Source organism: Oceanicoccus sp. (genome assembly GCF_029238675.1).
Taxonomy (GTDB): Bacteria; Pseudomonadota; Gammaproteobacteria; order Pseudomonadales; family Dasaniaceae; genus Oceanicoccus.
In genome coordinates this window covers 1-13,636 of record NZ_JAQWFR010000022.1, presented here as the reverse complement: position 1 = coordinate 13,636, position 13,636 = coordinate 1, and the positions used below count along the sequence as shown (strand labels likewise).

Annotated in this window: 13 protein-coding genes, 2 tRNA genes and 1 pseudogene; 9 read left to right on the top strand and 7 right to left on the bottom strand. The window is 47.9% G+C overall.

The window, feature by feature from the left end:
- Entirely contained in the window at positions 1–1,086 is a 1,086-nt protein-coding gene (prfA, locus tag P8H32_RS06865) for a peptide chain release factor 1 (RefSeq protein WP_297291068.1), read from the bottom strand.
- A gap of 12 nt (positions 1,087–1,098) precedes the next feature.
- Complete coding sequence (hemA, locus tag P8H32_RS06860; protein ID WP_301088888.1) at positions 1,099–2,406, bottom strand: glutamyl-tRNA reductase; 1,308 nt, start codon at positions 2,404–2,406, stop codon at positions 1,099–1,101.
- Between the two features lie 222 nt (positions 2,407–2,628).
- Here hemA and P8H32_RS06855 point away from each other — a divergent pair, with 222 nt between their 5' ends.
- The 9 genes from P8H32_RS06855 to P8H32_RS06815 all read left to right on the top strand — a co-directional run bounded on the left by P8H32_RS06855 (position 2,629) and on the right by P8H32_RS06815 (position 10,118).
- Complete coding sequence (locus P8H32_RS06855) at positions 2,629–4,395, top strand: tetratricopeptide repeat protein (RefSeq protein WP_301088883.1); 1,767 nt, start codon at positions 2,629–2,631, stop codon at positions 4,393–4,395.
- Positions 4,395–5,012, top strand: coding sequence for a lipoprotein insertase outer membrane protein LolB (lolB, locus tag P8H32_RS06850; RefSeq protein WP_301088880.1), 618 nt, complete (start codon positions 4,395–4,397; stop codon positions 5,010–5,012). The genes P8H32_RS06855 and lolB overlap by 1 nt, the downstream gene beginning before the upstream one ends.
- The gene (gene ispE / locus P8H32_RS06845; RefSeq protein WP_301088876.1) at positions 5,009–5,869 is read left to right on the top strand and encodes a 4-(cytidine 5'-diphospho)-2-C-methyl-D-erythritol kinase; all 861 of its coding nucleotides are present in this window, start codon (positions 5,009–5,011) and stop codon (positions 5,867–5,869) included. The genes lolB and ispE overlap by 4 nt, the downstream gene beginning before the upstream one ends.
- A gap of 13 nt (positions 5,870–5,882) precedes the next feature.
- Positions 5,883–5,957, top strand: a tRNA-Gln gene (locus P8H32_RS06840).
- A gap of 368 nt (positions 5,958–6,325) precedes the next feature.
- Positions 6,326–7,258, top strand: coding sequence for a ribose-phosphate pyrophosphokinase (locus P8H32_RS06835; protein ID WP_297292344.1), 933 nt, complete (start codon positions 6,326–6,328; stop codon positions 7,256–7,258).
- A 125-nt stretch (positions 7,259–7,383) separates the two neighbouring features.
- The gene (locus P8H32_RS06830; protein WP_301088875.1) at positions 7,384–8,046 is read left to right on the top strand and encodes a 50S ribosomal protein L25/general stress protein Ctc; all 663 of its coding nucleotides are present in this window, start codon (positions 7,384–7,386) and stop codon (positions 8,044–8,046) included.
- Between the two features lie 123 nt (positions 8,047–8,169).
- Positions 8,170–8,754, top strand: a complete 585-nt coding sequence (gene pth / locus P8H32_RS06825; protein ID WP_297292341.1) for an aminoacyl-tRNA hydrolase — start codon at positions 8,170–8,172, stop codon at positions 8,752–8,754.
- Between the two features lie 82 nt (positions 8,755–8,836).
- On the top strand, positions 8,837–9,928 hold the full coding sequence (ychF, locus tag P8H32_RS06820) for a redox-regulated ATPase YchF (protein WP_297292342.1): 1,092 nt from the start codon (positions 8,837–8,839) through the stop codon (positions 9,926–9,928).
- A 113-nt stretch (positions 9,929–10,041) separates the two neighbouring features.
- Positions 10,042–10,118, top strand: a tRNA-Met gene (locus P8H32_RS06815).
- 338 nt (positions 10,119–10,456) lie between these two features.
- Here P8H32_RS06815 and P8H32_RS06810 read toward each other — a convergent pair.
- The 5 genes and pseudogenes from P8H32_RS06810 to P8H32_RS06790 form a co-directional block, all read right to left on the bottom strand.
- Positions 10,457–11,029, bottom strand: coding sequence for a hypothetical protein (locus P8H32_RS06810; protein ID WP_297292343.1), 573 nt, complete (start codon positions 11,027–11,029; stop codon positions 10,457–10,459).
- A gap of 85 nt (positions 11,030–11,114) precedes the next feature.
- Positions 11,115–12,050 (bottom strand): hypothetical protein, encoded by a 936-nt coding sequence (locus P8H32_RS06805; protein WP_301088872.1) that lies wholly within the window; start codon positions 12,048–12,050, stop codon positions 11,115–11,117.
- A gap of 339 nt (positions 12,051–12,389) precedes the next feature.
- Entirely contained in the window at positions 12,390–12,797 is a 408-nt protein-coding gene (locus P8H32_RS06800; RefSeq protein ID WP_297291906.1) for a type II toxin-antitoxin system MqsA family antitoxin, read from the bottom strand.
- Positions 12,798–12,826: 29 nt separating this feature from the next.
- Positions 12,827–13,129, bottom strand: a complete 303-nt coding sequence (locus P8H32_RS06795) for a type II toxin-antitoxin system MqsR family toxin (RefSeq protein WP_297291905.1) — start codon at positions 13,127–13,129, stop codon at positions 12,827–12,829.
- Positions 13,130–13,410: 281 nt separating this feature from the next.
- Positions 13,411–13,636 (bottom strand): annotated as a pseudogene (locus tag P8H32_RS06790) (tripartite tricarboxylate transporter protein TctA); the annotation flags it as partial.

Here is a 13,636-nt window from a genome sequence, read left to right as displayed (position 1 = left end):
TTAGTCGTCTGCCATGGCCGCTAGCTGGTCGGCCTGATATTCATTACGCAATGGATCAACCACTTCACCTAAAGAACCTTCCATCACTTCTGACAGTTTATATAAGGTTAAGTTAATACGGTGATCGGTCACTCGACCCTGCGGGTAGTTATAGGTTCGGATGCGCTCAGAGCGATCACCACTACCCACCAGGTTGCGGCGCTCATCCGCCTGCTCTTGCTGTTGTTTATCTTGAATTCCAGTAAGAATTCTTGATTGTAATAACGACATCGCTCGCGCTTTATTTTTATGCTGTGAACGTTCGTCCTGACACTCCACCACAATACCGGTGGGTATATGGGTTAGACGAATAGCGGAATCAGTTTTGTTAACATGCTGACCACCGGCACCGGAAGCGCGAAAGGTATCGACTCGCAAATCGTTTTTATTAATTTCTATTTCATTTACGCTATCAATTTCAGGCATGATCGCTACGGTGCAGGCTGAAGTATGTACCCGCCCTTGTGATTCTGTTTCTGGTACGCGCTGTACGCGATGAGCACCGGACTCAAACTTTAAATGGGCATAAACATCTTTACCGGTAACGCGGGCAATAACTTCTTTATAACCACCGTGATCACCTTCGCGCTCAGAGATCGGCTCGATCTTCCAGCCCTGGTTTTCCGCATAACGGGTATACATTCGGTATAAATCACCTGAGAAAATAGCCGCCTCATCACCCCCGGTACCCGCACGTACTTCTAAAAAGACATTATTAGAATCGTTGGGATCCCTGGGGAGTAATAATTTTTGTAGTTCGGCTTCCATTTCATCGCGGCGACTTTGAGCGTCGGAAAGCTCTTCCTGCGCCATCTCACGCATATCCGCATCGCCATCTTTTAATAACAATTGGGCTTCTTCAATATCATCCAGAGTTTGCCGATAGTGGTTGTAGCTTTTAACGACAGGCTCAACTTCGGCATACTCTTGAGATAAGGGCCTGAATTTATCCTGATCGCTAATAATCTCACTATCACTCAGCAACGCGCCCAGTTCTTCATAGCGATCTATCAGGTTATCTAATTTATTAACTATCGAGTCTTTCATGGTGTCTCTTTTTTAGTCTGATTCTTTAGGCTCTTTATCAACATCAACATCAACATCAACATGCAGCCCAAATAATTGATGCGCCCAGCCTACTTTATCTTCGCGACCATCGGCACTGGCTTTTTTCATTTCTATACTTGGCCTATGCATAAACTTATTGGTTAGGCTACGGGCAAGCTGTGTGACTACCTGCTCTGCACTTTCACCTTTAGCCAATTGTTTTAACGCCCTTTCTAACTCTATATCGCGGGTTTGTTCCGACAGTTGACGATAAGCCTTTAGGGTTGAAACCACATCAAGGGATCGCAACTGCTGCAAATAATTGTCTACACCTTGATCAATCAGCTTATCCGCTTTGCGGGCTTCTGACTCGCGGTTGCGTTTATTCTCATCAACAATTTCAGTCAGGTCATCAACGGTATATAAATAAATATCGCTTAACTCACCCACCTGTTCTTCTATATCTCTGGGCACCGCGATATCGACCATTAAAATAGGACGATGCTTGCGCAGTTTTAAAGCATGCTCCACTGCCCCTTTACCCAAAATAGGCAACTGACTGGCGGTGGAAGAAATCACAATATCCGCATTAACCAACTGTTCAGGAATTTCAGATAACAGCACCGCCTCTGCGCCAAAACGATGGGCCAACTCCCTTGCCCGTCCCAGGGTACGATTGGCGACCACAATACTTTTAACGCCATTTTCTGACAGATGCCGGGCCACCAGTTCAATGGTTTCACCGGCACCAATCAATAAAGCGTGGGTCTCAGTCAGGTCAGAAAATATATGATGGGATAAATTCACCGCCGCATAAGCCACCGACACCGGGTTTTTACCAATGGCGGTATCAGTGCGCACTTTTTTTGCCACGGAAAAGACATGGGGGAAAATACGCGACAACTCGCTATCAACTGACCCCGCTTCCTGGGCTACCGCAAAAGCCGATTTCATTTGCCCAAAAATTTGTGGTTCACCCAGCACCATCGAGTCCAGGCCACTGGTGACCTGAATAATATGCCGCAGCGCATTTTGATCACTGTAAGAGTAATAACAGCTCTCCAGGTCAGATAAAGGGATATGGTGATAGGCGCCCAGCCAAGCCAGTGCCCGCTGCTCCCCGCCCTCAACGTGCTCATCCGCCACAATGGCAAATAGCTCGGTACGATTACAGGTCGACAAGATCACCACTTCCGCCAATAGAGCATCAGCCAAGGCGTCCTGCAGCGCCTCAGCCATTTGCTCAGGCGCAAACGCCACGCGCTCGCGCAGAGCGATATTGGCAGATTTGTGATTAATGCCCAGTGCGATCAAGCCCATACAGCGGTGTTGAATCCTCAGTCAGAAAGTATAAAAAGTGGCGGCAAGCCAAATAATCAATGATGGTAAGAGGGCATTATCGCACCCCTCACTACAAAAAAGCGCACAATTCTAACAAGTTAGCGATCAAAAGTGGATTCACAGTGCTACTTATATAATAGTTATATGGATTAGAGGCCGCTTTATGTCATCATAGCGGCCTAATAAAAGGACTCATGTTCTATGACCCAGGTTTGTACCACCACTGTAAAAGTACTCGCGGTATTACTCTTGCCAGCCCTGCTTGGCGCTTGTAGCAGCACCTCCGAACAACCAACCCCACTTCCTGCTGAGGCGGCTACCACGGTAGCAGAGCCCGAAGAGGAAGAGGTAGCAGCAGAAATCCCCGCCAGACCCTTCCCCGCCGACAGCTTTCATGACCTGCTAGTCGCTGAATTTGCCGTCAGGCGTAATCGCTATGACCTGGCTTTAGGTAACTATCTACAACAAGCTCACCAAACCCGTGACCCCGGTGTTACTGCAAGGGCAACCCGGCTAGCGCAATTTCTCGGTGCCGATAAAGCAACCTTGGATGCCGCCCAGCTATGGATAGAACTGGAACCAGAAAACCCCGAAGCCCTGTACACCGTCGCCACCATGCTGGCCAAAAATAAGCGTCCACTTGAAGCCCTGGACCATATGGCCATCGTACTGAAGCAAGGTGGCAACACTAATTTTGCCGCGATTGCCGCCAGCACCCTATCGCTGCCGGAGGCCACACGCAATGCTGCGCAAATCCGTGTCGACGAGCTTTTGGTGACTTATCCCAATAATACCCAGCTACTGACGTCCAAGGCTCTAATAACCCAACAGCGTGGAGAAACTGAAGAAGCTCTCGATATTATTCGCGCTGTACTCGAGATTGATGATCAAGACATACACGCTGTTGTGGTAGAAGCCAGATTACTACAGCAATTAAACCGTGTAGAAGAAGCCTATGTTCGACTGGAAAAAGTGGTGGCCTCAAACCCCAATAATCGCCGTTTGCGCCTGCAATATGCCCGCATGCTTATGGCTAAGAATATTGAAAAGGCCAAACAGCAGTTTGAGATCTTATTATCTTTCTCACCCAAAGACCCTGACCTGCTGCTCTCACTGGGCCTGATTAGCAAAGAAACCCAACAAACTGAAGATGCCCAAAGCTACTTTCAGCGTCTATTAAACACGGGCAGCCGAACCACCGAGGCAAACTTTTACCTGGGGCAACTGGCAGAGCTGGATCAAGACTGGGAGACCGCTATTGATTACTACCAGCAAATCCCCCCGGGTACTGACTTTTTGGCGGCTATCAATCGCATTGTTAGCATCTACGCTATGCAGGGGCGAGTCGATACCGCCCGGGAACACCTGCAAGGTATCTACCAGCAATACCCGCAACACTCCGTGCACCTATACCTGCTGGAGTCAGAGCTGTTACTCAATAACAGCCGCGTTGAAGAAGCCCATGCTCTATTAACCGAGGCCTTGTTAATCAGCCCCGAACAGCCCCGCCTGCTATACGCCCGCTCAATGCTGAGTGAACGCCTCGATAAGCTGGACTTGATGGAGCAGGATTTACTAAAGATTATTGCCCAGGACAATAACAACGCCACTGCGCTAAATGCATTGGGCTATGTATTGGCTAATCGCAGCGAACGGCTGGAGGAAGCCTATGGCTATATTAGCCGAGCTTTGGCCGCCAAACCCGGAGACCCCGCCATACAGGATAGTCTGGGCTGGGTACAGTACCGCCGTGGCAACCTTGATGAAGCATTAAAATATCTGACCGAAGCCTATAAGGGCTTCCCGGACCATGAAGTAGCTGCCCATCTTGGCGAAGCCTTATGGCAGTCCGGTGATAAAGAAGGTGCCATGCAGGTTTGGCAAAATGGCCTGAAAACCAAACCCAATAGCAGCTACATCAAAGAAACCATGCAACGCCTTAACGCTGAACAGCAAGCGACAGAATAATGTCCTTCTATATAAAGTTGCTACAGGTTCTGGCCATACTCTCACTGACCGCCTGTAGCCAATGGCAACAACAACCCACTGAACCCGCCAATACTCTGGATACATTGGCCAATAACAACAGCATTCAGCAGTGGTCAGTGCGCGGCAAAATAGGGCTACGCAATGAAACACAAGCCCATAGCGCCTACCTGAACTGGAACCAATGCGGCGATGACTTTGATATCCGCCTCAGTGGACCACTGGGCCAGGGGGCAGCCCATTTGGTGGGCAATGCCGAGCAGGTACATTTAGCCACCAGCAATCAACAACACTACAGTGCCAGCAGTGCCGGCCAACTATTAGAACAACAGCTAGGCTGGTCGCTGCCGGTGGAACAACTACGCCACTGGCTTCGGGCAATCCCGGACCCGGATTTTGCTTATCGAGCCAACCAGCCAAACCAGGTATTGGGGTTTAGCCAAGAAGGCTGGCGACTAAGCTACCCCCGACTAACCCAACAGGATAAATACCAATTACCCGCTAGAATTATCGCCGAACAAGCGCCATTAAAAGTCACCCTGGTGATCAAAGCGTGGCAGCTAAACCCTGACTGCCCCAAGCAAACCACTGCACCATGAATACATTAAGCCTACTATCCCCTGCCAAATTGAACCTGATGCTGCATATTACCGGGCAGCAAAATGATGGCTACCACCAACTACAGACACTATTTCAGCTGCTGGACTACGGCGATACGCTGCACTACCAAACCCGGAATGATAATAAACTGCAGCTAAGCCCGGCCATAGACGGTGTGGCCCAGCAAGATAACCTGATTATTCGCGCAGCTCGCCTGCTGCAACAGCAAGACCCAACCAAGACCATGGGTGCTGATATCAAACTGGAAAAAATCCTCCCCATGGGAGGTGGCATTGGCGGTGGCAGTTCTAATGCGGCAACCACTCTTCTAGCCTTAAATCAGCTCTGGAAATTGGACTTATCCATTGACCAACTGGCTGATTTAGGCCTGCAATTAGGAGCCGATGTGCCGGTATTTATCAGGGGCCACTCGGCCTGGGCTGAAGGTGTCGGCGAACAACTGCAAGCTATTGATATTCCTGAATCCTGGTACTTTGTGGCAAAGCCTGACTGCGAGGTCTCAACGGCGGAAATTTTTTCCCATAAACGGTTGACTCGTAACACCTCTCCCATCACAATAGCCGCCGTTTTGAAGCAGGGTGGTCACAATGACTGCGAAACGGTAGTCAGGGCATGTTATCCAGCAGTGGACAACGCCATGACATGGTTAGATTCACTAGACCAAACTACCGATACGAACCCAGCTCGACTCACAGGTACTGGTGCCTGTGTTTTTGCTCAATGCCCTGACCGCGAGTCAGCTGAGCAAATTCTTCATCAGTTACCTAAAGGATTACAGGGCTTTATTGCCAAAGGGGTGAATATTTCCCCTACGTATCAAGCACTTAGCCTGTAACCTAACGCTTTATTGGGGCGTCGCCAAGCGGCAAGGCACCAGGTTTTGATCCTGGCATTCAGAGGTTCGAATCCTCTCGCCCCAGCCATTTTTATAATTCTCGTACGGGAATTACTACGCAAACTCTAAATATAGAGTGCGAAGTCCCCCCGAGAGGATTTGAACCGTTAGAGGTTCGACAAAATGCAAAGCATTTTGGACGCCCGCTTTATCAGGGCGCCCCGAAGGGGTAGTTAATGCCCTCAGGCTTTAACTATCACTAAATGCGTAGCATTTTGGACGGAGCCAGAGGCGACGGGGCGAAGCCCCAAGGGCCGAAAGGCCCGCTGTCAATCCTCCTCCCGAATGCAGCAATTTAGCAATACACAGTAAAAAAGTGTGACAAACGCTCTCCAAAGCCATGTCACCCTCAACACAACTCGCAATCAAGACAGGAAAACAACCGTGTCCAAATTGATGGTTTTTACCGGCAACGCCAACCCTGAACTCGCAGAACAGGTAGCCGCCCAACTCCACCTTCCTTTAGGTGAAGCCGACGTAGGCCAATTCAGCGACGGTGAAGTAGCTGTTGAGATACAAGAAAACGTGCGCGGTGCGGATGTATTTATCATCCAATCTACCTGCCAGCCCACCAATGACAACCTCATGGAATTGATCGTAATGATCGACGCCATGCGCCGCTCTTCAGCCGGCCGCATAACCGCCGTAGTGCCCTACTTCGGTTACGCCCGCCAGGATCGTCGCGTACGCTCATCACGGGTGCCCATTAGCGCCAAAGTAGTAGCCGATATGATGACCGGCGTTGGTGTAGACAGAGTACTAACCGTTGATCTGCACGCAGAACAGATTCAGGGCTTTTTTGATGTACCGGTTGATAACGTTTACGGCTCACCAGTTCTGTTAGACGATATCAACACACAGGAATACCCCAATATGGTGGTGGTATCCCCAGATATCGGTGGTGTTGTTCGCGCTCGCGCTGTAGCAAAACAATTAGATGATTGTGACTTGGCAATTATCGATAAGCGTCGCCCACAGGCTAACGAAGCTCAGGTGATGCATATTATTGGTGAAGTAGAAGGCCGCACCTGTGTACTCGTCGACGATATGGTCGACACGGCTGGCACCTTATGTAAAGCCGCCGCCGCACTAAAAGAAAATGGTGCCACCAAAGTAGTTGCCTACTGTACCCACCCGGTACTGTCTGGTAAGGCACTGGATAATATCAATGGCTCGCAATTAGATGAGCTAGTTGTGACTGACACGATTCCTTTAACGGAAGCAGCCAAAGCCTGCAGTAAAATTCGCACGCTCACCATGGCAAACCTGTTAGCCGAATCAGTACGTCGAGTCAGCAACGAAGAATCTATTAGCGCACTTTTCCGTTAAGGAAAGTCGCTAGTACTAACGGAGCGATCAAACGGCCATTATTAATGTGCCAATGATCAATCCATAATCCCACCCATTACTGGTCGCAGGTAATGGGTGTTTTCGCTAACTATAGGAGACTTATTATGTCTGGCGAATTTACTTTAAATGCAGAGACCAGAACTGACTTGGGGAAAGGTGCGAGCCGCCGCCTACGTCGTCTGGAAAACCGTGTGCTTGGTATCGTTTATGGCGGTAAAAACAAGCCCGCACCCGTCACCGTGGCAATGAATGAAATCATTAAGCTTGCTGAAAACGAAGCGTTTTTCACCAGCCTGGTTGATCTTTCAATCGATGGTAAAGCACAGCAAGTTGTTGTTAAAGATATGCAACGCCACCCTGCTAAAAACACCATCATGCACGTTGATTTCTTACGCGTTAGCGCTAAGACCAAACTGACTATGCAGGTTCCTCTTCACTTTATTAATGAAGATACTTGTCACGGTGTTAAGATTGAAGGCGGTACTATTTCCCACGCACTTAATGACATCGAAGTTAGCTGTTTACCAAAAGACTTACCTGAGTATATCGAAGTTGATATGGCTGAGCTTAAAGTCGGTGAAAACATCCACCTTTCAGACCTTGCTCTACCCGAAGGTGTTGAAAGTGTTGCCTTGTCTCACGGTGCTGACCATGACTTGCTGGTATCAGCAGTTAATGTCACTAAAGGTGGCGGCGATGAAGAAGAAGCTGCAGCAGATGAAGGTGAAGCTGAAGCTGAAGGCGAAGAAGAAAGCGGCGAAGAGTAATCTTGTTCCGCAAAGGGCATTGCTTGCGATGCCCTGCTCGCATATAAAAATGGGGACTTTGTCCCCATTTTGTTTTTTACAATATGCCATTTATTTGTACGGAATTGCTGAAGGACACTGACAGTGAGCACGATTAAACTTATCGTAGGTTTAGGTAACCCCGGCCGTGAATACGAACAGACCCGCCACAATGCCGGCGCTCTATTTGTAGAAGAGCTTGCCCGTCAGCAGAGTGCGCCCCTGAAAGAAGAAAGCAAATTCTTTGGACTGACTAGCCGCATTAACCTGGATGGCCATGATATACGCCTGGTCATTCCAACCACCTTCATGAATCGTAGCGGTCAAGCCGTCGCGTCCATGTGCAACTTTTATAAAGTTGCCATAGAAGAAGTGTTAGTCGCCCACGATGAACTGGATATTGATGTTGGCACTGCCCGCTTTAAACAGGGTGGCGGTCACGGCGGCCATAATGGTCTTAGAGATATTATTGCCAAATGCGGCAACAACAAAAATTTTCACCGCTTACGTATTGGTATTGGCCACCCAGGCTCCGCCGATAAAGTTAGCGGCTATGTTTTAAGCAAAGCACCACAGTCTGACCATCAAAAAATGCTGGATGCGATTGATGAATCAGTACGCGCCCTGCCCGATGCCATCAGTGGCGACTGGGCAAAAGCGATGAATTATTTACACACCTTTAAAGGCTAAAATGTAGGGTGGATTATAATCCACCAAAGCCTATCATCTGGAAAACCGGTGGATTGTAATCCACCCCACAAGAGACATTGTTATGGGATTTAATTGCGGAATCGTCGGCCTACCTAATGTCGGTAAATCCACGTTATTTAATGCACTGACTAAAGCCGGAATCGATGCGGAAAACTTTCCGTTTTGTACCATTGAGCCCAACTCCGGTATCGTACCCATCCCCGACCCTCGTCAGGATAAACTCGCCGAGATTGTAAAACCTGAAAAAGTGGTAGCAACCACCATGGAGTTTGTGGATATTGCAGGCCTGGTTGAAGGCGCCTCTAAAGGTGAAGGTCTTGGCAACCAGTTTCTCGCCAATATTCGCGAGACCGATGCCATTGCCCATGTAGTCCGTTGCTTTGAAAACGACAATGTTATCCACGTTGCCAACGCCATCAACCCCGCCAACGATATTGAAATCATCAACATGGAACTGGCACTGGCGGATTTGGAAAGCGTTGAGAAGCAACTGCAAAAAGTTACCCGCACCGCCAAAGGCGGCGATAAAGAATCTATCGCGCAGAAAGCCTTAATCGAGAAAATGATCCCTCACCTTTCCGAAGGCTTGCCCGTTCGCTCGCTGGAGTTAAGCGAGGCCGAGCAAGAAGTATTGCCCGGACTGCACCTGCTAACCACCAAGCCCACCATGTATATCGCCAATGTCGATGAAGATGGCTTTGAGGATAATCCCTTGCTGGATATCGTTCGTGGTATCGCCGAATCAGAGGGCGCTATCCTTGTCCCCATTTGCAATAAACTCGAAGCCGAAATTGCCGAACTGGACGATGAAGAAAAAACTGAATTCCTGGAAGACCTGGGTATGGAAGAAGCCGGCCTAAACCGGGTAATTCGCGCCGGCTATGAGCTTTTAGGCCTACACACCTACTTTACCGCCGGTGTTCAGGAAGTCCGCGCCTGGACTATTCCTTTGGGTGCCACAGCCCCAGAAGCTGCCGGTGTAATCCACACCGACTTCCAGCGCGGTTTTATCAAGGCTGAAATTATGTCCTATGAGCACTTTGTAGAATTTAACGGCGAACAAGGGGCCAAAGAGGCAGGTAAATTACGCCTGGAAGGCAAAGATTATATCGTTCAGGACGGCGACGTAATCCACTTTAAATTTAACGTGTAAATCCGGCAAACAGAGCCCTTTCTCACTTGACAGCAAGGGCCCAAATCGCCAGAATACGCGCCTCTTAAAAGTCGGCAACAGCCCACAAGGCCTACCCCGACCAGACAAGTTTTGGCGAGATAGCTCAGCTGGTTAGAGCACATCACTCATAATGATGGGGTCGGCAGTTCAAATCTGCCTCTCGCTACCAATATCCCCATAAGTATCAAAGACTTATGGAAACATAAAGGCCGCTTATCAGCGGCCTTTTTTGTGCCCGGATTAAATAGCCAGCAAATAGCCATCAGCAGAATAGTTTTCACCACTCCGAAGAGATAAATCAGAAGCTCAAATAGTTGATAGATACACCGAGCCATCTACGGCAACTATTACCCACATTGCAGACATGAAAAAGCCCCGAGGTTAGTCGAGGCTTAGGGGCGGTTGTGTGCCAGGAACGGACGCCGATGGTTTCTTGTTCTTGCCAGGAGCAGACATTAACGCCCTAAGCAGCGGGCGCCACTTTGCGGCGTCCGTTGCCTTAGCTTGTTAACTGTTTCTCGTATTACGCTCGATTGCCAACATGACGAGTATTAAACTCATGAGGGCAATAAAAATAACTAAACCAAAAACAACTGAATATAGCGCAGCCTTTTGCCCTAGTTCTTTATATTCGGCCATTTCGCCTTTGTTAAGCTTGGAGATTTTTAATGTTTTATAGTTGTTGATTACGTTGATAACTTCTACTTTTTTACTTTCAGCATCAGATATAACTTCAGACATGTTTGTTAGGAAGTCTTGTTTATTCTCATGGCCATTAATGCCATCTAGCCAACCTTGCAATATTTTCTCGTTATCACCTGAGAGATATGTTTTTACATTATCCGGTGTTTTTAATTGTTTTTTAGGTTTTGCAGATGCTTCTTCCACTGTATTGTTTTTGGTGCTTTCTTTGGTATTTATGTCTTCAAGCGCGACATAGGTACTCTCCCCCGAGCCAAGCAAATTAATAACTAGCAGAGCAATAGCAATAAGGCCAATAACAGATCCACCTATTGCAAATATCCTTGTAAATCCAAATAGGAAGGTTTCTAACTTTGAAGATTTTGATTGGTTTTCCATATTTCACCCCTTTGTGATTTTTGGTTGAGACAGTTAAAGCCACCAACAGCTTTAGATTTGATGAAGCTGATATGCACTTGGTTCATTACAACGACTCTGAGAGTTCTATTTTGGTTTCAGGATTCAGGTCTTCCCGAGGATCTGTCAAATGCCCAGCAGGAAAAAAGACTGATTTGGGAACACCGGCAACGTCCAGGCAAAGTTCGTGATTATTATCACCATCCCCTAAATCACCAAGCGCAAAAGGCGTCACTTCCAGTTCACGACCATGGTCTTGAATAATAGTCACTTTATAATGTTGCCACTCTAAATTATTAATTTCGCCTCCACCCGGCTTAGTAACTCCGCCGGCCCATGTAGCGCGAACCACTTGTTTAGTTGTTATCGGGCATCCACTACCACCGCCAAACAAAAACGGCGAAGCAAGCTTCCCTAACTCCCACTCTTGTTCTGGAACAACTTCTGCCAATACAAGAGAGGGCCCTTTTTCAAGTGCGGTGACAGCAACACTGACACCTTTGAAATTCACAGTATTATCTTTAGAAAGCAAGTTACCAACAACTTCCACCAGGGCGGGTTGATCATTAATAGTCCCGTAATGACCTGTGAGCAAGACCGTTCTATGCTCGCCATCATCATCGGCCGGTGCCAATGTAATACATGTTATTTCGCCGATGCTACCGGACTGCGTGGTCACCTTGAAATCCCCTGCCTGCAACGTACTAAAGTCGATTTCGTGGGAAAAAATAACCGGCATGCCGTCTTTGCCACCGGCTCCATCACAAATAACAAAATTTGAAAGTCCGGGCAATGCATCATCAAGACCGAAAAAAGCCGAAAGCAGCCTTGCAGGCCGTCCTTTATTATCTCGATTTGCAGTTACATCAGTGAGTGTTGTATCCGAGGGAGATGCATCGTCTAATATGATTTCATGATTCGCTAATAGGTATAGGTTTCTAGCTTGATCACAGCCGGTCATGAACACACATAGCATAAGGACAGGTAAGATAAAAGGCTTCATTGATTGCTCCAGTTTTTCTTTAAAATATTTTTGCTGACGCCCATTATAATGTTATTTGAGGTACAGAAATAACTGTTAATTCAGCATGACATCGCCAGTTTAACAGCCGTTGAACCCATCTACACTCCCGGATCAATTGATTACTTTTTTATTGAAACCTGTAACACAGATTTCGAGTTGCATCGTGGTCGATAAATTTTTCAGGAAAACGGATACAGACTGCAACAGATTTAACGCCCTGTTTATCGACAGCGGCCCTCTATTTCTGGAGTTTTGATTAGTGTCATTTTTTCTCGATATTGGGGTGTAAAATTTCGGCACCGTAGCCAGATCAAGAACTCAAGCGCCCGTTGAAACCAAGTCCAGTAAGGACTTATCAGCCATTAATAAGGTCAGCAAATTACTGGCGGCACGGGGAATCAGTATCTCCCCTGACTCATAACGGGAAAAAGCATTTTTTCCGCCGCCACAAATTTTGGCGGCCTCGCCCTGATTTAACCTAAGCGCTTTGCGTGCCGCTTTGATTTCGTCAGGGGTTAACAACTTATCGATGGTGGCTTTAAATGCCGCCAACTCTTTGCGAGTGGCCTTAAGGTCGCTTGGGTCCAATATTGACTCATCGCATGCATCGCAATACGCACCTGGCTGCTGAACAACTATGCTGTGGTTTTTGTAATGATAGGACATGGCTTGAGTCCTGCGACTCATGGCCACCGCACCGCAAAGGGGGCATACTTCTTTAGCCATAATAATTACTCCTCTTGCTCTTGCCTGGCTCACCTGGCTTTAAATGACAACAATAATTGACCGTCAGGTAGTAGCTGAAACTTGATATAGAGATCCACACCCCTAAAACGGGATTTGTACACGTCCTGCATGGCTGTAAAACCCGCCGTCTTTGGTGACATGGACTTGTAGAAATCAGCCCGGGTTAACGCCTGTATGGCAGCAACCACCTTTTCATCACTAAACCCCAGTTCAAAAGCGCCCCGGCGGGCACTGCCGGTCATTCTCAGGGCAGAAACATCACTAAAGGCCCGTTTGATGGCATTAAGATCATAGCTAGGTGTAGATGACATCCTTGTCCTCACTTACCCTTAAAGGGGTACATAATCACCCTTTAAGGGTAATTATTGGTTATTTCATCGGTTTTGTAAACACTAAATAGCGCCAACATAGCACCAACCACCCGATATCCGTCTGTTTATGGCGGCCGACGTTTGCAGGCATTTAGCTGGCAGGCTGAAAATTGGGACAAACGTGCCGAATACGAACTCTCCAATAACAACAAAACTTCGACCGAAGCATTCACCGATGGTGCTAACCTATAGATTAACCCCGGGTTCGCTTGCGGCGCGCATTATATTGTCGGTTTTATTATGCGACGGTCTCGTAACGAAGAGATTAGCGGCAGGATTAGCGTTAGCAAAGTAATCACCATAATCGTCGCTGTAATTGGCCGCTCCCACAGGAATGCCCAGGAACCATCCCAAATTAATAACGCCCTCCTCAAATTATCTTCCAACATACCGCCGAGGATAAAGCCGAGCAGCAGTGGAGCCAGAGGGAAATCCAGTACGCGAAAC